The 24,360-nt window shown below is 65.6% G+C and carries 23 protein-coding genes; 10 read left to right on the top strand and 13 right to left on the bottom strand.

Annotated features, from left to right (window positions below; all coding sequences use genetic code 11):
- Positions 1-24: 24 nt before the first annotated feature.
- From ACWPXK_RS32850 to ACWPXK_RS32810, 9 genes are all read right to left on the bottom strand, one after another.
- Complete coding sequence (locus tag ACWPXK_RS32850) at positions 25-864, bottom strand: ABC transporter ATP-binding protein (RefSeq protein WP_454200059.1); 840 nt, start codon at positions 862-864, stop codon at positions 25-27.
- The gene (locus ACWPXK_RS32845) at positions 861-3,548 is read right to left on the bottom strand and encodes an ABC transporter permease subunit (protein WP_454200058.1); all 2,688 of its coding nucleotides are present in this window, start codon (positions 3,546-3,548) and stop codon (positions 861-863) included. The genes ACWPXK_RS32850 and ACWPXK_RS32845 overlap by 4 nt, the downstream gene beginning before the upstream one ends.
- Positions 3,549-4,467: 919 nt before the next feature.
- The gene (locus ACWPXK_RS32840; protein ID WP_454200057.1) at positions 4,468-4,869 is read right to left on the bottom strand and encodes a hypothetical protein; all 402 of its coding nucleotides are present in this window, start codon (positions 4,867-4,869) and stop codon (positions 4,468-4,470) included.
- Positions 4,866-6,188 carry a polymorphic toxin type 24 domain-containing protein gene (locus ACWPXK_RS32835; protein ID WP_454200056.1) on the bottom strand — a complete coding sequence of 441 codons (1,323 nt, stop codon included), beginning with the start codon at positions 6,186-6,188 and terminating at the stop codon, positions 4,866-4,868. Before ACWPXK_RS32835 ends, ACWPXK_RS32840 begins: the two co-directional genes overlap by 4 nt.
- A gap of 8 nt (positions 6,189-6,196) precedes the next feature.
- Positions 6,197-6,499: a WXG100 family type VII secretion target gene (locus ACWPXK_RS32830; RefSeq protein ID WP_454200055.1), complete on the bottom strand. Its 303-nt coding sequence runs from the start codon at positions 6,497-6,499 to the stop codon at positions 6,197-6,199.
- Positions 6,500-6,508: 9 nt separating this feature from the next.
- Positions 6,509-6,850: a WXG100 family type VII secretion target gene (locus tag ACWPXK_RS32825; protein ID WP_454200054.1), complete on the bottom strand. Its 342-nt coding sequence runs from the start codon at positions 6,848-6,850 to the stop codon at positions 6,509-6,511.
- 148 nt (positions 6,851-6,998) lie between these two features.
- The gene (locus ACWPXK_RS32820) at positions 6,999-7,829 is read right to left on the bottom strand and encodes a phosphotransferase family protein (RefSeq protein WP_454200053.1); all 831 of its coding nucleotides are present in this window, start codon (positions 7,827-7,829) and stop codon (positions 6,999-7,001) included.
- Between the two features lie 183 nt (positions 7,830-8,012).
- Positions 8,013-8,219, bottom strand: a complete 207-nt coding sequence (locus tag ACWPXK_RS32815; protein ID WP_454200052.1) for a DUF397 domain-containing protein — start codon at positions 8,217-8,219, stop codon at positions 8,013-8,015.
- A 2-nt stretch (positions 8,220-8,221) separates the two neighbouring features.
- Positions 8,222-9,025: a helix-turn-helix domain-containing protein gene (locus tag ACWPXK_RS32810; RefSeq protein ID WP_454200051.1), complete on the bottom strand. Its 804-nt coding sequence runs from the start codon at positions 9,023-9,025 to the stop codon at positions 8,222-8,224.
- A 174-nt stretch (positions 9,026-9,199) separates the two neighbouring features.
- Here ACWPXK_RS32810 and ACWPXK_RS32805 point away from each other — a divergent pair, with 174 nt between their 5' ends.
- From ACWPXK_RS32805 to ACWPXK_RS32795, 3 genes are all read left to right on the top strand, one after another.
- Complete coding sequence (locus tag ACWPXK_RS32805) at positions 9,200-9,637, top strand: hypothetical protein (RefSeq protein ID WP_454200050.1); 438 nt, start codon at positions 9,200-9,202, stop codon at positions 9,635-9,637.
- Complete coding sequence (locus ACWPXK_RS32800) at positions 9,634-9,849, top strand: hypothetical protein (protein ID WP_454200049.1); 216 nt, start codon at positions 9,634-9,636, stop codon at positions 9,847-9,849. The genes ACWPXK_RS32805 and ACWPXK_RS32800 overlap by 4 nt, the downstream gene beginning before the upstream one ends.
- Positions 9,850-9,920: 71 nt before the next feature.
- Complete coding sequence (locus ACWPXK_RS32795) at positions 9,921-10,112, top strand: hypothetical protein (protein WP_454200048.1); 192 nt, start codon at positions 9,921-9,923, stop codon at positions 10,110-10,112.
- Positions 10,113-10,209: 97 nt separating this feature from the next.
- Here the strand turns inward: ACWPXK_RS32795 and ACWPXK_RS32790 are convergent, their stop codons facing one another.
- Together ACWPXK_RS32790 and ACWPXK_RS32785 are read right to left on the bottom strand one after the other, a co-directional pair.
- Complete coding sequence (locus tag ACWPXK_RS32790; RefSeq protein WP_454200047.1) at positions 10,210-12,015, bottom strand: NERD domain-containing protein; 1,806 nt, start codon at positions 12,013-12,015, stop codon at positions 10,210-10,212.
- A gap of 390 nt (positions 12,016-12,405) precedes the next feature.
- Positions 12,406-13,038, bottom strand: coding sequence for a TetR/AcrR family transcriptional regulator (locus ACWPXK_RS32785; RefSeq protein WP_454200046.1), 633 nt, complete (start codon positions 13,036-13,038; stop codon positions 12,406-12,408).
- Between the two features lie 70 nt (positions 13,039-13,108).
- Here ACWPXK_RS32785 and ACWPXK_RS32780 point away from each other — a divergent pair, with 70 nt between their 5' ends.
- The 7 genes from ACWPXK_RS32780 (at position 13,109) to ACWPXK_RS32750 (ending at position 21,641) form a co-directional block, all read left to right on the top strand.
- Positions 13,109-14,638, top strand: a complete 1,530-nt coding sequence (locus ACWPXK_RS32780) for a flavin-containing monooxygenase (RefSeq protein WP_454200045.1) — start codon at positions 13,109-13,111, stop codon at positions 14,636-14,638.
- Complete coding sequence (locus ACWPXK_RS32775; protein WP_454200044.1) at positions 14,635-15,465, top strand: SDR family NAD(P)-dependent oxidoreductase; 831 nt, start codon at positions 14,635-14,637, stop codon at positions 15,463-15,465. The genes ACWPXK_RS32780 and ACWPXK_RS32775 overlap by 4 nt, the downstream gene beginning before the upstream one ends.
- A gap of 22 nt (positions 15,466-15,487) precedes the next feature.
- Positions 15,488-16,405 (top strand): alpha/beta hydrolase, encoded by a 918-nt coding sequence (locus tag ACWPXK_RS32770; protein WP_454200043.1) that lies wholly within the window; start codon positions 15,488-15,490, stop codon positions 16,403-16,405.
- 119 nt (positions 16,406-16,524) lie between these two features.
- Positions 16,525-18,318 (top strand): AMP-dependent synthetase/ligase, encoded by a 1,794-nt coding sequence (locus ACWPXK_RS32765; RefSeq protein ID WP_454200042.1) that lies wholly within the window; start codon positions 16,525-16,527, stop codon positions 18,316-18,318.
- A 122-nt stretch (positions 18,319-18,440) separates the two neighbouring features.
- Positions 18,441-19,112 carry a hypothetical protein gene (locus ACWPXK_RS32760; RefSeq protein WP_454200041.1) on the top strand — a complete coding sequence of 224 codons (672 nt, stop codon included), beginning with the start codon at positions 18,441-18,443 and terminating at the stop codon, positions 19,110-19,112.
- A gap of 68 nt (positions 19,113-19,180) precedes the next feature.
- Positions 19,181-20,815, top strand: coding sequence for a sulfite oxidase (locus ACWPXK_RS32755; protein WP_454200040.1), 1,635 nt, complete (start codon positions 19,181-19,183; stop codon positions 20,813-20,815).
- Positions 20,816-21,014: 199 nt separating this feature from the next.
- Entirely contained in the window at positions 21,015-21,641 is a 627-nt protein-coding gene (locus ACWPXK_RS32750; protein ID WP_454200039.1) for a Uma2 family endonuclease, read from the top strand.
- Positions 21,642-21,690: 49 nt separating this feature from the next.
- On the opposite strand, the gene ACWPXK_RS32745 is transcribed toward ACWPXK_RS32750, so the two are convergent.
- Positions 21,691-23,172 carry a DHA2 family efflux MFS transporter permease subunit gene (locus ACWPXK_RS32745; RefSeq protein WP_454200038.1) on the bottom strand — a complete coding sequence of 494 codons (1,482 nt, stop codon included), beginning with the start codon at positions 23,170-23,172 and terminating at the stop codon, positions 21,691-21,693.
- 11 nt (positions 23,173-23,183) lie between these two features.
- Positions 23,184-23,876, bottom strand: a complete 693-nt coding sequence (locus ACWPXK_RS32740) for a PadR family transcriptional regulator (RefSeq protein ID WP_454200037.1) — start codon at positions 23,874-23,876, stop codon at positions 23,184-23,186.
- Positions 23,877-24,360 lie beyond the last annotated feature (484 nt).

The raw sequence follows: 24,360 nt of genomic DNA, 5'->3' as shown, positions 1-24,360 counted from the left end.
CTCCACTCCTGGACCGAGTATTCGCTACGCCCATGGCCCGGCCGCGGTTCCGGATGGGTGTCCCGCCGGCGATGCCGGCAAGTCTGTGTGTCCCCCGTCGACGCCGAGATAGTTCTGCAGCACGACATCTCGGTCGATCCCTGCGGCGGGTCCGGCGAACGCGACGGTGCCGCGGCTGAGCAACACCACGTGATCGGCCATCGTGAGCGCGCGGTCGACGTACTGCTCGACCAGCACAATCGCCGCGCCCGTGGTGCGCAATTCGCCAAGGGCCGCGAAGATCTCATCCACGACCAGCGGAGCCAGGCCCATCGAGACCTCATCGAGCAGGACAACTGCCGGATCGGCCAGCCAGGCGCGCCCCAGTGACAGCATCTGCTGCTGCCCGCCGGACAGGAACCCTGCCCGCTGATCGAGCTTCGCCCGCAGCGCGGGGAAGACATCGAGTACGTCATCGGTGCTGACTCGGCGCCACGGCGGTGTCAGCAGGCGCAGGTTCTCCCGGACCGTCAAGTCCCCGAACACACCTCGGCCCTCGGGGATCAGGCACAAACCCGCGCGGGCGCGGCGTGCCGGGCGAGCGCGGGTCAGATCCGCTCGGCCGATCGACACGGTTCCCGATCGTGCTCGCAGTAGCCCGGAGGCCACCCTGAGCAGCGTCGACTTTCCGGCGCCGTTCGGTCCGAGCAACGCCACGACCGAGCGAGGTGGAACGGCCAGGTCGACGTCGTGGAGCACCATCGTCGAGCCGTATCCCGCGGCGATCGAGCGCAATTCGAGTGCGAAATCGGTGCCGGTCGTCCTGTGTCCCTTTGCGCATGCCCCGGGATCCTGAGCTGCGGCCTCCTTGCCCTGGCCGGTCATGCTACGGGTTCCTTCAGCCGGTTCTCGTCCGTGACCGGTACGCCGAGATAGGCGTGCTGCACCACCTCCGAAGCCCGGACCTGCGCGGGCGAGCCCCGGAATATCAGGCGACCGAAGTCGAGTACGAAAATCTCCTCGCAGATCTCCAGCACCAGCGACATGTCGTGCTCTACCAGGACGATTCCGACGCCGCGTTCGGCGACGACATGCCGGAGAATCTGCCCGAAGCGCGCGGTCTCCGCACGATCGAGACCCGCGCTCGGCTCGTCGAGCAGCAGGATCCGGTACGGCCCGGCAAGACATCGCGCGAGTTCGACCAGTCTTCGCTGCCCGGTGGACAGTGCGCCGACGCGCGAATCCTTGATGGACTCGATACCGCACAACGCCATAGCGGAAGCCGCCGCGGCCCGCACCCTCCGGACATGTCCGTGCGCCGCGAACAGTTGGGCCAGCGGATTCGCCCCGGCGAGTGGGCCTTCGGCTCCCATCGCGACGTTTTCGGCCACGGTAAGGGAATCGAACAGCTCCGTCCGCTGAAATGTTCGCCCGATGCCGAGCCGCGCCCGGCGGGAGGTCGAGACTCGACTGATCACCCGGTCCTGCAGTCGCACCTCGCCGGCGTCGGCCTGGACGAGACCGGTGCAGGCATCGAACGTCGTCGTCTTTCCCGCACCGTTCGGGCCGATGAGTCCGGTGATCCGCCCGGTACGTGCCTCGAACGAGATGCCATCGACGGCCACCACGCCGCCGAAACGAACCGAAAGATCCCGCACCTCCAGCAGCGCCGAGGGCTGCCTCGTGGACGGCTCCACCGCGACAACCGCCGACGACCGCTTGCCGCGAAACGCGCTGTCCAGCCAGGACCGGATCGGTCCGGGAACCTCCAGGCGGCTCGCGGTGGCGGCACGGAGCACCACCAGGACGCCGAACAGCACCTGGAGCCACAGCGACATGCCTGCGACGGGGACGTAGGACGGCAGCAGGATGAGCGCGACCGCGGCCAGCAGCGAATACCACGGCTCCCGGCCCACCATGATGACAATGACGGCGAAATAGGTGACCGACAGTAGCGGCTGGTAGTTGGTCGCGGAGGCAGTGGTCTGGGCCATTCCTGCGAGTGCGCCACCCAATGCCGCGAGGAACGCCGACACGCAGAAGACGAGAACGCGGGTGACCTCGATCGAAACACCGTTGGTCCGCAGCGCGGTCGGCGATTCGGCCAGACCCCGGAGCAATCGTCCGAGCCTGCTCTTGTCCAACGCCACCACTATCAGCGTGCCGGCCGTGGCCAGTAGCAGCACCAGCCGGTAGAAGGACGGGTCGGAGTCCAGTCCGAATACGCCGGGGCGCGGCATCGGCAGGCCGAGACCGCTGGTGCCGAACATATAGGGCCGGCTGTAGAACATCATCTGGAGCACGACGCCGAATCCGAAGGTCGCCAGGGCCAGATACAGGCCGCTGAGCCGAATGGCCGGAATCGACAACACCGCACCGATCGGCACGACCACCAGACCACAGGCGAGGAGAGCCAGCGGCCACGGCCACCGCCAGTCGACCGCGAAGTGCGAGAACGCGCAGGCGCCGATCGCGGTGAAAGCCACGTGACACAGCGAGACTTGACCGGACGTGCGAACCAGCAGACCGAGCGAGAGAAAGACGAGCGTCATCGCCAGCGCCACAGTCCAATCCGTCAAGTGGATGCCCGCGAACGACGGAACCAGCGCCAGCACGACCAACACCACCACCCCGCCAATGGATTGCAACGCCGGCGGAGCAGTCCAGCCGAATCGGATACGCCGGACCACCCGATCCCGGTCCAGCAGGAAGCGACGCGGCATGACGAGCAGCACGAGGAACAACGCCAAGAACGGCAATGCGGCGGGAACTCCCGCGGCCAGTCCGGTGGTGAAGTAGCGGGTGGCCAGCGCGGCGAACACCCCGATGAGCAGTCCACCGCCGAAGCTCCATGGCAGGCTCGTGAATCGACCAATGGCCGCCGCTCCGAACGCCTGGACGACCAGCAACGTCAGCTGCATGGGATCGAGCGGAATCAACGGCGCGAACAGCACCCCGGACAGCGACGCCAGACCGGTGCCGACACACCAGGCCCAGCGCCGAGTGCTCACCGGGCTGGTCCCGGCCAGATCCAGCAACGGCGCGTTCCCGACGACCGCGCGCATCGCGACACCACGCCGGGTGAACCGCAGCGCGGCCGAGAGCGCGCCGGTCGCGAGTACCGCAACCCCGAACGTGGCGACATCCGACCACTGCACTTGCACACCGAGGGCGGCGAATCCGCCTTGCGGCAGGAAGATCGGAACGATGCGCGTCGTCGTCTGCCCGTAGTACAGAGTCACACCCGCCTGGACAAACAACAGAATGCCGACGGTCGCGGCGATCCGCAGTTCCACCGTCGCCTGGTCGACAACGCGGGCCAGCAATTCCAGCGCGAAACCCATGGCCGGACCGATACCGAGAACACAGATGGCCGCGGCGAGCTGCCAAGCAAGCCCATTGACGACATGCAAGGTGTAGAACCCGTACGCCGACACCGTAGCCATGGCACCGTGGGCGAAATTGAACACTCCCGACGTCTTGTAGGTGAGCACCAAACCCACCGCGGCCAGCCCATAAACCGAGCCGGATACGATTCCCGCGATCACGAACGGCAAGAGATCTGCCACGATGTACTCCACTTTTCGCTGGTCACCGACACTGCGAGACCGTGCGGAGGCGTCGGCGCAGTCTTGCCCGACCGGGTCGGCTGCTGATCGAGCGACCACCCGCACGGAAAGGGCGTCAGCGCTCTTTGGTATAAATGGCTCTATCGATGAGCAACTGGACAATTGACTTGTTCATGCCGTCTCCGGGGTTCGATGAACAGATGACACGCACTGGGGTTAACGCGTGCCAGTCAGTGTTGATCGTTGTCCCGCGCCACGCCAGGCAATCCCGTAGCTTCTGCCTCGCAACCGAATTCGACAGCACCAAAACGTAAGCCGGAAGGCGAGGTCGATGGTTCAGCCGCCGAATTCAGCTATCTGCCGAGCGGCCAAGTGCGTGCCGTCGACGCGCCATGTCCGGCCCCTCCTCGGGGTCCAGCAAGGTCCACGCGGTGGAACAGGCGAGATCATCGCCAAAGCGTTCGAGCCGACTGCGTAGTCCCTGACCAGAAACCGGGCCGGATCACTCTCCCCCGCACAGTGATCGGCCCGGCTTCAAGTTTTCGGCCACGACCGTTCACGACTGACCAGGCCGCGCTGTCACGGCGGAAGAGCGCGCCGTCTATGGCCGTTGCCTCGCATGGCTTTCCGATGTGAGGCCGACTCTGTGCACAGTTCCGAGCGCGGCAACGCCACGAGGGTGGCTTCGGCGCAGCGCATCCGAGATCAGTGCAGCGGCTTCTCCCGAGTCCTACGGCCGCTCGAAACTCAGTTCTGCCCGCGCCCCGTCGATTTCCACATGAGTCAACAGATCGTTGTCCTTCTCGAAATCGGCGCCAGCGCACCCAGCTGGTCCATCGCGACACACTGCTCCATCGGGGAAAAGACCCGCATTTGCCAGCAGCATGCGCAGGTGCGGCCCGTTTCGGCCAGTAACTCCCTATTGCAAACCACGCAGCGCTTTTAGATTCCGAAGCCCCACCGAAGCGTTCGGGGACAGCTGATTCACGGAGGACTCGACGATATCGATGACCGGCAGCTCGCCACTGGCGTCGAGTTCATACAGCTTGTAGGCCATGTAGTCGGCATCGGGGTCGTCACGGCGTCGACCGAGCTCTTCGAGAACTGCAAGGATTCCATCTACGCCGCCTTTCCGAGTAAGCACCTCCGCCGCATCCACTTCCATGGTGACCACCTCGTCGTCGAGCATCTCCTTCAGCCGGTTCCGGGCTCTCACATCATCGATGAACTCGCCGAGCTCCGGGATGGCATTAACCCGGGTCATGCCATCGCTACTGCGCGAACGAGCAAGGACTTCTTCCAATCGGGCACTGTTGGTCACGGTATCTCCTCCGGTGTCGCTGGTCGGACGCTGTCGTTCACGGTTCGAGCAAATACTTCGCCGGTCTTTGGATTGACATTCTTCTGCACCTCAACGACATGAGGCGTTGGAATGTAATTCCCCGTCGACTTATCCAAATGTGCCTTACCGGTCAAATCAACTCGTTTCGTCGCGACACCGTCCGCGTCGTAATACGAATAGTGGGTCACATTCCCGTTCGCATCCCGCTTCACCAGGTATCCGTTCTTCGGCCCATTCAGTACCGGCAGGTTTCCATTTGTCCAGGTCTGCGCATTATCCAGATCGTTCTTGAGCGCATTCTTCGGACCCCTTCTTACCTTGTCCGCAAAGTTCTTCCCGAGATCGATGATGCGTTGTAGCTTCTCCCGGATGGTAGTGATCGAAGTCTTGACGGTGACCTTGTCTATCGTCTTGACGGCCGCGACGATATCCGCAATCCTGCCAGCGTACTTCTTCACCTTCTCTACGATCTTGCCCGCGCGAAACGCAGCCACCGCAGCTGCGCCGAACCCGGCGGACAGCGCGCCCGCGACTACAGAGAAGGCAAGGGTGACCGCGACCTCCGTCGCGATATCAGCGGCAAGGTCGGTCAGTAGCGTCTTCAGCCGGGCGCGCAGGTCATCGAGGGCAACCTTTTGATCGCGACATGATTGGGCGATGTCGGCGAACGTGGTGGCGATGGTTTCGGCGGCAGCCTTCATCTCGCGAATGTCCTCGTCGATGAACGCCGCATCCGGTGCTGTCACCGCCTCAAAACTCTTCGCAACACCTTCCAGCTTGGCCGGCAATCCGGCCACGCCACTGCTCTTGGCCAGCGCATCCCACACCTCAGCAGCGGCCAGGAGCTTGTCGGGGTCGCCGTCTGGGATCGGTACGCCCGCCATGCTGGCAAGCTCGAAACCGTCGTCGGCTAATCCGCTTCCCGGCCCACCCGCCGAGGGCGGCGGTATCGGGCACGTGCTCCACGCTGGAGGTAGCGGTTTCGGTTCCACCGGCGCCGGACGGCCGGTGCCCTTCCGATGATCGGCGAGCGCGTAGTTGTACCCGGCCTGCTGCAAAATGCCGGCGTAGTTATCAATCGCCTGAATCAGGGAACTCGCCACGTTGTACACATCGGTGACAGTGGTGTCATAAGAACTCGCCCACTGCTGGCACACTCCGACACTGCCACCCATGTCCTTGGTTCCCGACAACGCCGCCATCTGCGCTTCGAAGGCCTTGTGGAAGTCGGATGCGTAGGTATGGAGGTTGCTTGCGGACAGGGCGTAGATGAGCGGATCGACGTTGAACTCGGTCACACCGACGCCTACCCCCGACCGAGCATCCGAAGATTGGCCGCCGCCGCTGAACTGTATCGGTCATGCGCATCGACGGCAGCCTGCTTCATCGCGGCGATCCCCTCGGCGACATCCGTAGCGCCGATCACCCACTGGCGGAACGCCTCTGCCTGCGAATCCGCGGCTGCGCCGTTCCAATTCTGCTGGACCGAGTCGATCCGCTGCTGCAGCCCGGACAGGCTGTCGGACAGAAAACCGACGAACCCATCCAGCCGGGCAGTGATTTGCTCCAGCTCCGACAACTTCACGCGAAAAGCCTGCGCGTTATCCATGTCACCCCCTTACGGCAGATCGAGCGAACTGGTTGTCTGCGCCCGCGACTGGTCCTGATCTTGGAGCACTCGACTGGTGACTCCGAGCAACTCCGCCATAGTGGACAACGAATCGAGCACCGCTACCGCACCCTGCTTGGTCTCCTCCCAGCCAGCCCGGTAGGCGTCAGCCGAGCTGCCTTTCCATGATTCGAGCAGTGCGTTGATATCAACATCCAACGATCGCAATCCAGCCACGAGCGAATCGGCTGTCAGCTGTACGAACCGACCCGCATCGGTCACTTCGGCAGGTACGACTGCGAATTCCCCTGCCTCATCCCCAGATCCCGACGACAACCCGCCCCCTCTCATCAGCTCTCGCGGAGTCTATCCTTCGTCAACAACGGTACGCGTGGTATCCGTTGCTGGATCAGCGACTTTCGCCGCATGGGGGTGCAGACCACCGACTCAACGAGCGAACTTCGCCAGCACCCGTTGGCTGTTCATGTACGAGCGGTGCTCACGCGACAGCTGTCCATCGCACCGCGCGATCCCCGGTACGCAGTGACGAGATCCGTACCTTCAGTTCGTCGGATGCCGCGGGCTTGTACGGCGCCAGCCGGATATACGCGCCGACAGAGTGCAACTCGGCGATATCACGGAGAAGATGCCAATGCGGCCAAGCCAGAAGGTCATATCCGTAGGCGTCGAGGAACTGGCGCCGGTCGTTCTCCGGCTCGTGAAAGTGATCTGGTAGCCCGCTGACGAGATCCAGTTCCCGGGGGCCGATGCAGCACTGGTCCCAGTCGATCAGGACGAACCCGTGGCCTGTCTGGACGGCGTTCTCGGAGTGGGCGTCTGCGTGGATGAGCCCGTATCCCAGTGGGAATTCGGCGGCGTAGTAAGCCTCGAGAAGTTCCTCGGCGCGGGTGGCGATCCATGCACGGACATCGCTGTTCACCGCGGGCCGCGTCCGGCTGCCATCCAAGCCGAGTGCCTCACGCAACCGGAGCAATGGTCTGTATTCAGGTACCAGGAAGGGTGGGCGCGGCAGGCGGTGTAACCGCTGGAGCGCGTGAGCAATATCAGTCGACGTCGCTGGCGTGCGCGTCGGACAGTATGGCCAAAAGGTGGCCACCGCCCCGGCCGCGATGACGGGTTGCTCACCAGGAAGGGGGCATAGCCCGATCGGCTGGTCGTTCTGTTCGTTCAGCCACCGCGTGACGGCGATGCTCGTGTTGGCACGTGCTCGCCGAAGGTTCGTGTCCGGAGCCAGCCGCACGATCACGCCGCCGTTGCCATCGTCCGGTAGCAGGTATACCGCGTTCGACCGGTGATGCAGCAGCTGCACGCAATCAGCGGCAGCCCCGAACGCCGCGCATACCGCTCTCAGCGCATCAGGGCCAGGGAGTCCCCTGTCGTCCGTCACAGCGCGACGGGAGCAATCATGCGGATCTCCTCGCGCGTGTCAGCGACCGAGTGACGCGATCTCGGAGCGAGGAGCGATGTTCCGATCCCAACATGGGCCGCAACTTCAGACCGCAAGGTCGTCGAACTCGCCCGCTTTGCATCCCTCCAGCCAGGCGGCGAACTCGGCGCGGGTGAACTCCAGAGTTCCGGCTTCCGGTGCGTTGCTGTTGCGGACCAACACGCCACCCGGAATCGCGGCAATCTCAACACAAGTCTCAGGGCTGGTGAAGGTCGACTTCCGCCAGTCTAGTTTGTCCGTATCTTGCCCCACGCCTAGCCTCTCCTGCTCCATCTGTTGGCGGCATCCAGTATGAACTCACGTGAATCCTTTGGAGACAGAGCTACTCGGCACGCGTGGTCGAATGCAGCGGAGAAGTACGCAACCTCGTCCACATCCGTGATGAACTGTCCACCGCCATTGCCCTCAACATGCACACGATCATTGCCGCCCCATGGATGCGTCATGATCGAGAAGTCACCCAACCGCAGAGCTTCGTACAAGCCCGCGTCGTACGTACTGATTCGGATGGTCACGTTCGGCAAGTCTGCCAGCTCCACCATGACCCGCATCTGCTCAGACATCACCGGGCCGTCACCGATGCAAAGATGCAGCGCCGACTCCGGTTGAACCACATCGACCACCAGATCACCATTCCGCACGCGCGTCTGCCGGTAGATTCGTTGGTCGACCGTCCGCTGCAAGTACGTATCCGACATCCCGGAGATGCCCACCTTGCTGCCAAGACTCTCGAGATATCGAGGCGTCTGTAGGAGCCCGTAGACGGCACGACGCTCATGAGCGCGGACAACAGTTGCCGATTGCTCCATCCCGAGATAGGTAGTCAGCCATTCCGGCATTTCATTCACGCGCGGCATGACACCGTTGAGCATCGCGTCCAATTCACGCATGGACACACCGATCGCCTCGGCGTACCGCTCCCGCTGTGTCAGTTGCGGAGTGGATTCGCCACGCTCCCACTTACCTAGCGTCGTTCGGTCGACCCCCACGAACTCTGCGATCTGCTCCTGAGTCTTCCCCGATGCCTTCCGCGCGTCGATCAGCCGCTTGCGTCGCATGGGCACATCATAGACATCTCTTGAGTGCCGTGGATCACATTCGTTTGAAGGGTCAAGCTATCAATGCGCCCGGGTGGGAAGTGACGCCGCGAAACCCTTCACAACCCGATCCGACGCCGTCATCACGTCGGCCGAGCGCACCCACAAACATGAACGAGCATCCAGGGGGTCACTATGTCCGCATCCGCCGTCGCGGACGCGCTCGGCCGCTGTCACTACTACCGCACCGTGTGTCAATTGCCTTGCCACATCGATGAATCCGGACGGATCGCCGTCACTATCGGTGGTCGAGTTCGCGCGCTCACAACTCCGGAACCACTTGGCCGCGCAATCCGTGATTATCTGCTTGCCCGGTCGCTGGCAGGACCGATCGTGTGGCACCGATCGCGGCGATACACGTTCCTCGCGTGCTATTCCACAGAGGCCGAGGATCATTCGCTCTACACACGCACTCTGCTGCGCACCAACTCGCTGATCATCCCGCCGCTCGGCATCGTCGCACTTCCGTCCCCCAGTGACCACGTCTACCGCCGATGGATAGAACCAGCTCGCGACGGCTATCGGCCATGTCTGAAGACCGTGCTCGACGCCCTGATCGCCTGCGCACCATGAGCGACCCCGCCACACCTCGTCCTGACGAGCCCGACTTTCACCTGAGCATCATCCTGCAGGGAGCCCGGCTGGACTACGCCGCCTGCCGCACCGCAGCGCTCCGGTTCATCACCGAATGGCACGCCCGCCAGCACCAACCGATCACCGTCATTCCCGGCCCTACACACGGCCTCACCCGGCTGCCCTGCGAACGCCTCTACCTCGGGCCATGAACCTGTTGCGGTTACTCGGAAGGTTCCCACTTGTTCGTCCGGCGTCGACAATGCCGTGCAGCGATTTAACAATGCTGGATGCGGGGGAAATGCCGTTCACCCGGCCTGGACGGCATCGTCGTGTTCGTCTGACCGACGTGTTGGCATTGCGGGAGTACCGCCGCGCCGAGCGTGCCGCCGGATTGTCCGAGCTGACCAGGATTTCCGAAGAATTGGGTCTTTACGACGATGTCCCCTCAGAACCGCTCAGGCGGCATGACTGATGCAGCGGGTATTCCTCAACACTTGCGTCTACTGGTCCGGGCTTGGAGCATCGCTGACCGCCGCACACCGCCACGCGGTCTCCAGCAGCCGACGGTGTCAACAATCAGAACGCAACGGGAGGCACAGCGGCAGCAGATCGAATCGAGCGGGAGTTTCGGTGGTCGACGGGGGCAATGGGGTCTGCCGTACGGCGTCGCCCTGTGGGGTCGAGCAGGCGGCGGCCAGCACCCAGATGGTGCCGATGACGACTGCGATCAGTGCCACCGCCGCGATCTGCTGGGGACGATGGCCGATCGGGCGCGGTTGGCCGGTCGTGTGGGTGCGCGTGCGTGGAGGCACGGTGATCGTTTGCCGGAGATCGGCGATGCGCGGTCGACGTTCGAGGAGGCGCGGCGCGGTGGGCCGTCGCGGTGGACGCGCTTCGGTTTCCTCGTCGGACCACCATTGCGGCGGATTCGGCAGAGCTGACGGTGTGGGGCGCGGGCGCACCGGCTGGGCGTCGGACTCGATCCACGACGACCACCGGTCCGTGAAAGGCGACGACAACGGGGGTTCTGATTGCGCTGCGAAATCCGACGTCGCATCCGACTGCGGGGGTTCCGGTGCTACAGGTCCCGATGCAAAGGCCATCGGCGCACGTGGGTCCGGCTCGACGCGTTGCGTCTGCGCGAACCTGGCAGCGGGCAGACCGTCCAAGTGATGCGGCCTCGATATCGGCTCTGCCGCATCGTCACCCGGTTCGTCGACGAAGTCGAGCGGCTGCCGATCCGCAAAAGACTGCCTGTCCGCGATCGACGGCGAGCTGTGCGCGGGCTGACGGCCTTCCAGGCTGGGATCGACTGTCGCGCCAGACGCCACAGGCTCCGATGCGTCGGACCGCGTCCGCATATGTGGTGCGGTGAGCGGCGGTATCGGCCGGTCCGACGCGACCGCCGCCCCGTTTTCCAGGTCATCGCTATCGGGCGGTTGTATCGAGCCGGATACGTTGAGTTCCGGTGCTATTGGCACCACGTCCGGCTGGTCGAATGTGGAATTCGACGACGGCGCGTTCACATCAGTAGCCACGCCGCCCGCGTCCGAGTCTTCTACGGAGGGCGTGCCGTCGATTGCTGTTGGCACCACATCCGGCTGCTCGAGTGTGGAATTCGACGACGGTACCTCCACATCAGTAGGCACACCTACCGCGTCCGAGTTGTCCGCGGAGGGCAGCCCCTCGACCGGCGCTGCTCCTTCGAGCACCACCGGGCCTGACTCGCCACGCGGCGTCCGCTCCAGCGGAAAACCGTCCGCCACAAGGTCTTCAATGCTGACCTGATCGGCCAAGTTCAAATCGCCCAGCAGAGCGTGCACGCGTTCGGCGGTCCAAATGAGCTTTCGACTCGCCGTGCGATGGAACCACGCACGCAGTTCGACGGGCGTGTTCCCGAGCACCACCCCGCAACCCTTGCGCCGCGATTCGATGTTCAGGGTGACGGTCGATTCCCTCGGCGGCACCACGACGATCAGCCCGTCGATGGAGACCTCGGGGTGATGCTCGCGCACCAACTCCTTCAGGTTGAAGACGTTGTTCGTCACCCCATCGAACGGGCTGCTCTCATTGTCGCGCACGTGGATCGGGTCGCCCTCGAACCCGGACAGCCGCCAGCGCCCATTGGCCTGCACCGAGAGGACGCCTGTCATGGCCTCCGGCGCGGTGTCCTTGACCTCGATCACGATCGCGGCCCTGGGCGTAATCACCACCAGATCGGCTTCCTGCGCCTCGTCCGTGCGATCGCGGACGGGTAGGTAGCACCCCGAGATCGCCACTCCGACGATGACGTACTGTCCGGTCCAGCTCCGCATCCAGTCGAGCACGCGCTGCTCGGATCGCGGTGCCGTCGTTCGTTCGTTGATGACCAGCATCAGCGGACACCTCCACAAGCGTCCCACACAATCGACTGCTCAACGGTATTCGCCACGTCATCCCGCGAAAATTCGAAAGGCACTGTAAGAGCATGCTATTGGCGGCAGAACGGCATGCCGCGGGGGGCATGTCGACAGGGGCTCAGTGACGATCACGATCTCCGGTCAACCGGACAACCTGAGCCGAGCAGCCCCTATCCGACACGGGTCGACCTCGACAACAGGCGACATGGTGTACAGCCGAAAGGACGTTGAGGCACTTTCAGCCGCAGAGGAACTCTTGCGATCCGCAGATACGACTGCAGACTGACGGGCGACAACCCCGAGCCATGCCAGAAGATGCAGCCATCCAGACCGCGACGTGAGACCGGTGAAGCGTGCCTGCGCGCCTCAGGTGCGTAGGGCGGCAGCGAGGGCCGGGTCAACGGAATACGCTATGGCGATCAAGGATTCGACCAGCAGGTCGACGTGCTGTTCCCGTGAAATAGGTTCCGTCCGCAGCCAGATGAGTGTGGTTTCCTCGACAAACGCGATCCAGCCGCGCATGGCGAGCATGAGGCGCGGGTGGTCGGCGTCGGAGATCGGGACCGGGACTTCGGCGAGGATGATGCCGATGATGGCGTCGCGGGTCAGGTCGACAAGGGCCGCCAGTTCAGGGCTGACGCTGGTGGGGCCACGCAGCAACGCCACGTATGAGGTGCGGTTCTCGCTGACGTAGTCGATGTAGCGCTCCATCGAGTCGCGCAGCATCCCGGAAACGCCCAGGGTGCGGTCCGGGGCGACGCGCACGAGCAGTTCGGCGTTGGCGTGCCGCGCGATCGCCAGCAGGAAATCCTGCTTGGTCGGGAAGTAGTGGAACAGCAGGCCGCGGGAGATGCCGGCCTGCGCCGCGATCTCGCTGACGGAGATGTCTTCGATGGCACGCTCGGCCAGCATCTTCGCGCCGAGGGTGATCAACTGCTCGCGGCGCTCGTCCGGGCTCAGCCGGGTGCGCTTGGCGGTCCCTCCTTGGCTGATGGTCACCGGATCATCCTACTGAACGCTGGTCAATACACTGTTGACTCGCGCTCAATAAGACCGTAGTCTCGATTATATGAGTCGCAAGGTCACAGACAATGCTGTCGCCGGCCGACCCACGCGCCACGCCAGGACGATCATTATCGGCAGCGGGTTCTCGGGTCTGGGTCTGGCCATCCGCCTCGTGAAGGAGGGTCGCAACGACTTCCTCGTGCTGGAGCGCGGCAGCGATGTCGGCGGTACCTGGCGCGACAACACCTACCCCGGCGCCGCCTGCGACGTCCCTTCGCACCTGTACTCGTACTCGTTCGCGCTGAATCCGAACTGGTCGCGGTCGTACTCCCGCCAGCGCGAGATCCAGGAGTACATCCAGGATGTGTCCCAGCGCTTCGACGTGCGCGACAAGCACGTCTTCGATTGCGACGTCACCGGCGCCCGCTGGAACGACGACATCGCGCTCTGGGAGATCGAGTCGACCCAGGGCAGGTTCACCGCGAACACCGTGGTCTCGGCGGTCGGCGCGCTGTGCGAACCCGCGCTGCCGGACATCAAAGGCATCAGCCAGTTCGAAGGCGAGGTCTTCCACTCCGCCCGCTGGAACCACGACGTCGACCTCGCCGGCAAGCGGGTCGCCATCATCGGCACCGGCGCGTCGGCCATCCAGATCGTGCCCGCGATCGCCCCGAAGGTCGGCCGTCTGGACGTCTACCAGCGCACTGCGCCGTGGCTGCTGCCACGCTTCGACCGCCCCTACACCAAGGCCGAGCGGCTCGCCTTCAAGCATGTGCCGGGCTTCCAGCGACTATCCCGCGCGGCGATCTACGCAGCGCGTGAGACCCAGGTGGTCGGCCTGGCCAAGGCGCCCGCCCTGATGCAGCTGTTCGAGATGATCGCGAAAGCCAAGTTGCGCTACGAGATTCGCGATCCGCGGCTGCGCGCCAAGGTCACCCCGAACTTCCGGATCGGCTGCAAGCGCATGCTGATCTCCAACGACTACTACCCGGCGCTGTCGCGTCCCAACGTCGACGTGGTCACCGACGGCATCGCCGAGGTGCGCCGCAACTCGATCGTCACCAAGGACGGCACCGAACGCGAGATCGACGCGCTGATCGTGGCGACCGGCTTCCACGTCACCGACTCGCCGACCTACGAGACGATCGCGGGCCGCGACGGCCGCACCCTCTCGGAAGTGTTCGACGAGATCGGCCAGCAGGGCTACAAGGGCGCCTCGGTCGCCAACTTCCCCAATATGTTCTTCCTGCTCGGCCCGAACGTCGGCCTCGGGCACACCTCGATGGTGTACATGATCGAATCGCAGATCAACTACATCGCCGACGCGCTGGCCACCTTCGATCGGCTCGACCTGCGTACCGTGGAAGTGCGCCGCGACGTGCAGGATGCCTACAACTCCGAGCTGCAAGCGAAGCTGGCAGGCAGCGTCTGGCTTACCGGCGGGTGCTCGAGCTGGTATCTGGACAAGCACGGCAACAACACCACGCTGTGGCCGGACTTCACCTTCGAATTCCGTCGGCAGACCAAGACATTCGACGTGTCGGCGTACGACATCTCCATTCCTCGATCCGATCTGAAAGCAGTGGCACGGTGAGCAAGGACGCTTACTTCAAGAACAAGGTGTGTGTGATCACGGGGGCGGGCTCCGGCATCGGTCGCGCGCTGGCGGAGAATCTGGCCAGGCGCGGCGCCAAACTGGCGCTGTCCGATATCGACGTCGAGGGTCTTGCCGAGACCGTGCGCCGCTGCGAGCAGCTCGGCGCCGAGGTCAAGTCCGACCGGCTGAACGTGGTCGAACGCGAGGCGGTGCTGCTCTACGCCGACGCGGTCAAGGCGCACTTCGGCACGGTGCACCAGGTCTACAACAACGCGGGCATCGCCCACCACGGCGAGGTGATCCGCTCGGAGTTCAAGGACTTCGAGCGCGTCATGGACGTCGATTTCTGGGGCGTGGTCAACGGCACCAAGGCGTTCCTGCCGATGGTCATCGAGTCCGGCGACGGTCACATCGTCAATGTGTCGAGCCTGTTCGGCCTGATCGCGATCCCCGGCCAGAGCGCATACAACGCGGCGAAGTTCGCGGTGCGCGGCTTCACCGAGTCGCTGCGGCAGGAGATGCTGGTCGCGCGGCATCCGGTCAAGGTCACCTGTGTGCATCCCGGCGGCATCAAGACCGCGGTCGCGCGCAACGCCAGCTACGCCGAGGGCATCGACCCCGAGTCGGCCGCGTCGATGTTCGACAAGAAGCTGGCCATCCACACCGCCGACATGGCGGCGCAGACCATCGCCGAAGGCGTGCGCAAGGGGCACGGCCGGGTGCTGATCGGCTGGGAGGCCAAGCTGCTGGACCTGTTCGTGCGGGTTACCGCGTCGGGGTACCAGCGCATCGCCGCCAACGTCGAACGCCGCTTCCTGCCCTGACCCCGGATTTCGAGGAACGACCATGCGGGACATCAACCTTCCGCTGCCCGTCGCGCGGGCGGTACTGAATCCCATCTTCCGGGTCACGCTCAACAAGCGGTTGCCGTTTCCGATGCAGCGCAGGCTGCTGGACATCGGTTCGCGGGCGCAGCTGCTGCCCGAGGGCAGCATCGTGCAACGACTGCGCCTGGGTGGCAGGCCCGCCGAGCGGATCAGCTTCGCGGACACCTCCGGCCACGGCGCCGTCCTCTACTTGCACGGCGGCGGGTACGCGGTCGGCTCGATGGCGACGCACCGTTCACTGGCGGCCCGGCTGGCGCGCGACACCGGCTGCGCGGTCTACGTGCTGGACTACCGCCTAGCGCCGGAGCATCCGTTGCCCACGGCCTTGGACGACGCCGAGGCCGCGTTCCTGGAGCTGATGGCGAGCGCGGGCTACCACGCGGGGCAGATCGCCGTCTCCGGTGATTCCGCGGGCGGCGGTCTCTCGCTGGCGCTCGCGCAACGCCTGATCGCGCGGCACGGATGCACTCCGGCCGCGCTCGGGCTGATCGCACCGTGGTCGGATCCCAACCAGATCCCGGATCGCGAGCGCGACTTGGTGATCAGCAAGCCATGGTCGCGCGCCTGCGCGGCCGCCTATCTGGGCGACGGGGACCCGGCCGACCCGGTTTACGCTCCCCTGACCGGCGAGCTGCGCGGTCTGCCGCCGACCTATGTGCAAGTCGACGTCAGCGAGCTGCTGCACACGCAATGCGTGGATCTGGTCGCCGCGCTGCGGGCGGCGGGCGTGCACGTGCAGTTCACCGAGAGCAAGGGCTTGTGGCACGTCGCACAGCTGCAGGCCGCGCTGGCGGTGCCCGCGGCGGCCGCGTTGGGTGAGCTCGCCGGATTCCTCCGCGAAGCACTCCAACCCGCGGACCTGCGCGAACTAGGATGAGCAGCGGAGCGGATCCGTACCGGGCGGTCATGTGCGGAGCCGATTGCGGTGGTCGACCTCACGGCCCTGGCGCAGGTGTCGTAGATTACTGGCGAGTAAACCCACGTGGAAGGGCAGTGATGCGAGAGTTCGAAGTCCCGGCTTCTTACACCATCCCGGATGACGCGAACAATTCCGACAACGTCTTCCGCCATGCCGAGCAGACGCCGAACGCGGTGCTGTTCAACGTGCCGAACGGCAGTGGCGGCTGGCGGGACGTCACGGCCGCGGAGTTCGCGACGACCGTTACCGGCGTGGCCAAAGGCCTGATCGCCTCGGGCCTCGACTTCGGCGATCGCGTCGCCATCATGGCCCCCACCCGGTACGAGTGGGCCGTCCTCGATTTCGCGATCTGGGCCGCGGGCGGCTGCACCGTCGCGATCTACGACAGCTCCGCCGCCGAGCAGGCCAAGTGGATCCTGCAGGACTCGGCTACCAAGCTCCTGATCGTGGACAGCGACAAGCACCGCAAGGTGATCGACGAGATCGAATCCGGATCGCTGCCGGATCTGCGGGAGCTCCTGCAGATCGACAAGGGCGCGCTCGACGAGCTGATCACCCGCGGCGCCGACCTGGACGACCAGGCCGTGCACGACCGTCGCGCCCAGGTCGGCGCGCAGTCGCCGGCCACCCTGATCTACACCTCGGGCACCACGGGCCGCCCCAAGGGCGTCATGCTGACCCACGCGAACCTCTACGCGGAGTCCAAGTCCGACCGGATCGCGCTGCACAAGTACGTGACCGACGGCAAGAAGACCCTCATGTTCCTGCCGCTGGCGCACGTCTTCGCCCGCGCCGTCGCGCTGGCCGCGTTCGACGCGAAGGTGATCGTCGCCCACACCGCCGACTGGTCCACCCTGGTCGACCAGTTCGGCAGCTACCGGCCGCACTTCATCCTGTCGGTGCCCCGCGTGTTCGAGAAGGTGTTCAACAGCGCCAAGCAGAAGGCGCACGACGGCGGCAAGGGCAAGATCTTCGACGCCGCCGCGGCCACCGCGATCGCGTGGAGCGAGGCGATCGACAACGGCGGACCGGGCGTCGTGCTCAAGCTGAAGCACGCGCTGTTCGACAAGCTGGTCTACGCCAAGCTGCGGGCGGCGCTCGGCGGCCAGTGCGAGGCGGCTGTCTCCGGCGGCGGCCCGCTCGGCGCGCGGCTCGGCCACTTCTTCCGCGGCGTCGGCGTGACCATCTACGAGGGCTACGGCCTCACCGAGACCACCGCCGCCATCGCCGTGAACACCCCGGAGCACATCCGGGTCGGCTCGGTCGGACGCCCGATCGAGGGCCACGCCGCCAAGATCGCCGAGGACGGCGAGCTGCTGCTGCGCGGCTCGGTCGTGTTCGACGGCTACTGGGGCAACGCGGAAGCCACCGAGGAAGCCTTCGAGGACGGCTGGTTCAAGACCGGTGACCTCGGCGCCATCGACGCGGACGGCTTCATCACCATCACCGGTCGCAAGAAGGAGATCATCGTCACCGCCGGTGGCAAGAACGTCTCCCCCGCGCTGCTGGAGGACTCGCTGCGGGCGCACCCGCTGATCAGTCAGGTGATGGTGGTCGGCGACGGCCAGCCGTTCATCGGCGCGCTGATCACGCTGGACCCGGAGACGCTGCCCGGCTGGACGGAACGCCACGGCCTGCCCGCCGACACCCCGATCGAGAAGCTGATCGAGAACCCGGAGCTGATCGCCGAGGTGGACGCCGCGGTGGCCGAGACCAACAAGAAGGTCTCGCATGCCGAGCAGATCAAGAAGATCCGTCTGCTCACCATCGACTGGACCCAGGAGACCGGCGAACTCACGCCGAAGATGTCGCTCAAGCGCGCGGTCGTGATGAAACAGCACGCCGAAGACGTGGCGAGCATCTACCACTGAGCTGGTTCCGGAAGGCGCTGCCGCGAAGATCCTTCGCGGCAGCGCCTTTCGCGTTTCCGAGCAGGGAGACAGGCTCGTCGACCCAATCGGACCGACATCGTCGAGGACACCGGAGGTTTGCGATGACGAGATCGGAACGCACACAGCCCGCGCGTGCACTGCTCGACCGGATCCGAGCAGAGCTGACGCCACACGACGACGACAACCGCCTCGTTCCGCGAATCGCGGCGGGAACGGCGCCCCGGGCGGTGTTCGCGGCAATCGCCGCCGAGGAACTGCGAATCACCGACAGCGACTGGCGCAGCGTCCATACCCTTGCCGCACGGGCCGACGAGCCACACGCCCGCGCTCTCTTCAGCGCGCTCGCGCCGGGCGAGCAACAGGCGCACCACTTGCTGGACGGTCTGGTGGCGGCGGCCGGTCCGGACACCGGCGCCCAGCAACCGCGGCCGGGCTGCCAGGCATACCCGGCCTTCATGGCATGGTTGGCGCTCAACGGCGCCGCCGCTGAAGTCATCGTGGCGTTGTCTACCAATCTCGCCGCGTTCGGCCGGTATTGCGCGGCGGTCGCCGTGGGAATGCGCACGCACTACGGCTTCGATGACGACGCATGCGCGTTCTTCGACTTCTACGCCGCGGGCGCTCCGGAGCTCGAGGAGAACGCGCTCGCCGCGGTGCAAGCCGGTCTCGATTCCGGACAGCTCGACCCCGACGAAGCCCGAATGTACGCGCGGCTTTTCCAGAGCTACGAGCTGATGTTCTGGAACAGCCTCGCCGAGGAATTCGCCGGGTAGCCACGATCGGTCCGCACGTCATCGAATGGTCACAATGCCGCGGGCACACCGGCAGTAGTCTCGATGCCATGGCCGAGGCGCGACTGCGGATTCTGGCCGGGATCGTCTCGGCGGGACTGGCGCTGGGTGTCGCCGAACTGCTCGCGGCGTTCTCCGGCCCGGACAGCGCGCCGCTCAATGCGCTCGGCTCGGCGGTGGTCGACTACACACCCGATGATCTGCGCGAGTGGGCCATCACCACGTTCGGCACGAACGACAAGGCCGTGCTGTATCTGATCATGGGGATCATCGCCGCACTCGTCGCGGGGCTGGCGGGAGCGGTCGAGCGCGGCACGCGCGCCGCCGGATCGTGGTTGTTCGCCGCATTCGGACTGATAGCCGCGGCCATAGTTGTGGCGCGGACGGGGGTCGCCAGTGCATTGCCGACGGTCATTGGTGTCGCCGCTGGCGTTTACGCGCTGCGCGTGCTGACTCACCGCATCGACCGAGCCGCCGAACAGCAATCCTCCGACACGCAGGCCGATGCGGCACCCTCCGCCACCACATCCCCATCGCAGACCGCACCGGCGGCCAAAAGTACTCCCGGCAGTCAGCACGCAGGCGAATCCGCCGTCACCGAACGCAGTGGCTCTAGCCCGGAGCGGCGCCAGGTCTTGCAAGGGCTGTTGGTGGCAGGTGGTCTGGCCGTGGTCACGGGTGTCGGTGGACGGCTGCTGGGCCTGCGGCGGCGGGACGTGTCCGGTGAGCGCGCCGCGGTGCAACTGCCGGAGCCGACCGCGCCCGCCGCGCCCGTGGCGCCCGGTGCGGACTTGCGGATACCCGGGCTGACGCCGTACTTGACCCCGAACGACGACTTCTACCGGATCGACACCGCGCTGATCGTGCCGCAGGTGTCCAAGGACGACTGGTCGCTGCGTATCCACGGCATGGTCGACCGCGAAATACGGCTCGGCTGGGCAGATTTGGCGCATCGGCCGGTGGAGGAACGCCTGATCACCCTGGCCTGCGTGTCGAATCCGGTCGGCGGCGACCTGATCGGCAACGCGCGCTGGCTCGGCTACCGCCTGGATCAGTTACTCGCCGAGGCGGGCCCGCACCCGGACGCCGACATGGTGCTGTCGTACAGCACCGATGGCTGGACCGCGGGTACTCCGCTCGCGGTACTCACCGACGGACGCGACGCCCTGCTCGCGGTCGGCATGAACGGCGAACCCCTTCCGGTGCGACACGGTTACCCGGCCCGGCTGATCGTGCCCGGCCTCTACGGCTACGTCTCGGCCACCAAATGGGTGACCGAACTCGAAGTCACCCGCTTCGACCGCGCCACCGCCTACTGGACCCGTCGCGGCTGGTCGGCGCTCGGCCCGATCAAGACCGGCACCCGCATCGACACCCCACGCGGCCGCAAGCGCCTCGCGCCGGGCCGCATTCCCGTCGCAGGCGTCGCGTGGGCACAGCATCGCGGCATCCGCGCCGTGGAGGTCCAGATAGACGACGGCCCATGGCAACAAGCCCGCATGTCCGACGAGCAATCCATCGACACATGGCGCCAGTGGGTCTTCGACTGGGACGCCACCGCGGGCCCGCACACCATCCGCGCCCGCGCCACCGACGGCACCGGCGAAACCCAGACCGCCGAACGCCGCGACGTGATCCCCGACGGCGCGACCGGCTACCCCTCGGTCACGGTCCAGGTCGGCTGAACCCGCCGCCGGAAACCCGCGATGATGGTCAGCCGCTTCGACCACGCGTGCTGACTTGCGCATCGGCAGTTCGATGACAGCCCGCCCCACGCCATGCGAGGCAGTGCCCGACTCCGCTGATCTGTGATTGTCCGGCCGGGGACTGCGCAGCACCGAATAAGCTCAGGCGCGGTTCCCATCACCCACCAAAGGAGTGCAAATGTCCGCCGTCATCGACTGGGCGCGTGCGGGAAACCTTCAACCGGAGCCGATCACGGTGGATATCTGGAAACAGCTCCCTGAGGACTTTTGCCGTGTTGTCGAGGTCGTGAATGGCGACGCCGTCCGCGCCGAGTCCCCGGCGCGGGAACATCAAAAGGCAGTGCGCAGGCTCGCCGACCTCATCGACACGGCCGCCACCGCCCATCAGGGCAGCTCCCGCAATGACTGTCTGGATGTCAGCACGGACTTCGATGTCCTCCTCTGGGAGATGCCGAGGGCTACAATCCGCCGACCCGATGTCGCGTTGCTCGCCTGTGCGCCAGCGGACTTGCGGCCGCTGCCTGCCTCGATGGTGCGACTTGTCGTCGAAGTCGTCGCTCCGGGCACCGAGAAGGTCGACCTTGTGGCGAAGAAGGCGGAATACGCTCTGGCTGGGATTCCGTGGTACTGGATCGTCTGGATAGCCGACAATCGAGTTCCCTCCATCGAAGTACACGTTCTCGACCACACGCTCGGCTATTACCGATTGCACGACCGGCTGGAGCCGTCCGGCGGCGAGACCGTCATCGATGTGCCGATCCGGATCGGTATCGACTGGGACAGGCTGAGCGGACTGGTGCGCTGACGAATTCCGTGCCCCGCGGCCAGGCGTCCAGCGGGGCACGGAGTCTCGATCATCCAGCCAGGGAATCAGCTTTGGTCAGGTCTTGCCGCTGGCTCGCCGGGGCGGACTGGGCGTGGCGGATGAACAGCGCCGAGGCGATGGCGCCGATCAGCAGGATGCCCGCAGGGAGCAGGGTGGATTGGCTCAGCGCGGTGCTGAAGGCGTCCTTCACGAACTCTGGGATGGAGCCCTGGCCCGCGCCGCCCTCGGTGACTTGACCACCGCCCAGGCCGTTCGCCGTCAACCTGGCCGCGATGAGAGCGCTGATCGCCGCACTGCCGAGCACCGAACCCACTTGGCGGGTGGTGTTGTAGACGCCCGCCCCGGCACCGGCCTGCTGCACCGGCAAGTTGTGCGTGGCGGTCGATGCCAGCGGAGCCCAGATGCAGGCGTTGGCGAAACCGCCCAATCCGGCGGCGACGAGGTACCAGAACAGTGACGAGTCGGGCTGCGTCAGCGCCGAGAACCAGAACACCGACACCGCGAACAGACTGAAGCCGACCGTGGGCACTGTTCGCGGGTGCAGCTTGTCGGCGAATCTGCCGATCAGCGGAGCCGCGACGCCGGTCACGATCGCCATGGGCGCGAAGACCAGCGCGGACTTGGTCGGCGACAGCTCCCGCACGGCTTGCAGGTAGAAGTACCCCGGCACCATCAGCGAGGTCACCGCCGCGCCCATCGCGGCGATGGCGATATTGGACAGCGCGAAGTTGCGGTCGCGGAACAGGCTCAGCGGCAGCAACGGCTCACCGGTGTTGCGCGCCTGGTTGACCACGAACGCCGCGAGCACCATCAGGCCCGTGCCGATCATCAGCCAGATCCGCGGCGACCAGTCGTAGCTGTTGCCCTCCTGGATGCCGAACACCAGCAGGAACATGCCGACGCCGCTGAGCAGTACGCCGGTGATGTCGAATTTGTGCTCGTGCGTCGGCAGCGCGGGCACCAGCCACACCGCCAGCGCGAAGGCGACCACACCGACCGGCACGTTCACGATGAAGATCCACTCCCAGCCGAGACCGTCCACCAGCACGCCGCCGAGGATCGGGCCGACCAGCGTGGCCAGCCCCGCGACGCCGCCCCACAGCCCCATGGCCGCGCCGCGCCGGTCCGGTGGGAACGTCCTGGTGATCACGGCCATGGTCTGCGGCGTCATCAGCGCGGCACCGACGCCTTGCGCGGCGCGGGCCGCGATCAGCATCCCGACGCTGCCGGACAGTCCGCACCACAGCGACGCGGCGGTGAACACCGCGAGACCGATCAGATAGATGTTCTTGGGGCCGAAGCGATCACCCAGCCTGCCGGTGACCAGCAGCGGCACCGCGTAGGTGAGCAGGTAGGCGCTGGTCACCCAGATCACCTGTGCGATGTCGGCGTGCAGGTCGGTCATGATCGCGGGATTGGCGACCGCGACGATCGTCATGTCCAGCAGGATCATGAAGAAGCCGACGACCAGCGCGACCAGCGCCAGCCACGGATTGCGTTCGGTGGGCATGTATTTCGTTCCTAACTCGGATTATCCGAAAGACTCAGGGCGGAGTTCGCCACGGCACCGCCCGGCATCGGCGGCCGCGCGGCATCGGCGGCCGACCCACTGGGTTCGGAGCGTGCGCCGGTCGAGGGATCGACGTCGTCCCATTCGATTGCGCCGCTGGCCAATTCGGCGACGAACTCCTTGACCCAGGCCGCTTCGGCGGCGAGGGTGGCCCGCCCGAAGGGCAGGGCGATCCAGTAGCGGCGTGGGACCTCGCGCTCTTCGGCCCACGCGATCAGCATGTCGGCGTCGGCCAGTTCGGTTTCCAGCTCAGCGATCCGTTCGCGCAGCAGCGCGAGCACGTCCGGCTTGGGCAGGTTGTGCAGCTCTCCCAGGGCCACTGGGAAGACCGGATACTCCGGGATGGGTCGCCGCACGATCTCGGCGATCCGGTTGCGCAGCGCGTCCCTGCCGCGCGCGGTGATCCGGTAGGTGGTGCGCTCGGGCCGGTTGCCCGCCCGGTCGACACCCTCGGCACGGACCAATTCCTGGTCGGCCAGCCGGGACACGGTGTGGTACAGCGAGCCCGGCCGCACTTTGACCAGCTTGTCTTCCCGCCGGGAGATCAGCGTCTGATACATCTCGTACGGATGCATGGGCCGCTCCTCCAGCAGCGCGAGCACGGCGATAGCCAACGGTGTCACCGGTGGATGCGCCTGCCCCATGCTTCGTTACCTCCTGGTCCTTCGTCCCGACCTCAGCCGAGTCCGTGTGTCGCACGCTAGCCCGGGGAGCCGACATGCTCCACACTAAATATTCCACGTGGAATATACGGCGCGGAACAGTCCGCCGACAAGATCCTGCGGCGAGTGATCGGCCACACATTTCCCGCCCACTGCGCCGCCGGCGCTGCTCACGACGAGAGGCCACCGAGAACGAGTTCTCGATGGCCTCTCGATTCAGCACCCGTCGACCCGGCCGACATCGTTGGCGACCTCTCCAGCGCCGTTGCTGGATGCGGGGACTGCTCATAGTCGTATTTGTCAGGCGGCCCAGCGGGCCCCGACAAGAACACTAGGCCGAGCGCCGCCAAAGAGGCAGTGTCGGACGCGACATCTTTCGTACGATTTCCGACATCTATCTTCAGGTAGTCACCCGGACGCGGTGACGGCGTTCCGCGCAGGCGGCATCAAGACGCAGACGTTCCGT

This window comes from Nocardia sp. Marseille-Q1738 (assembly GCF_965283145.1).
The sequence above is the reverse complement of the archived record's forward strand: the minus strand, read 5'-3'. Positions and strand labels throughout refer to the sequence as shown.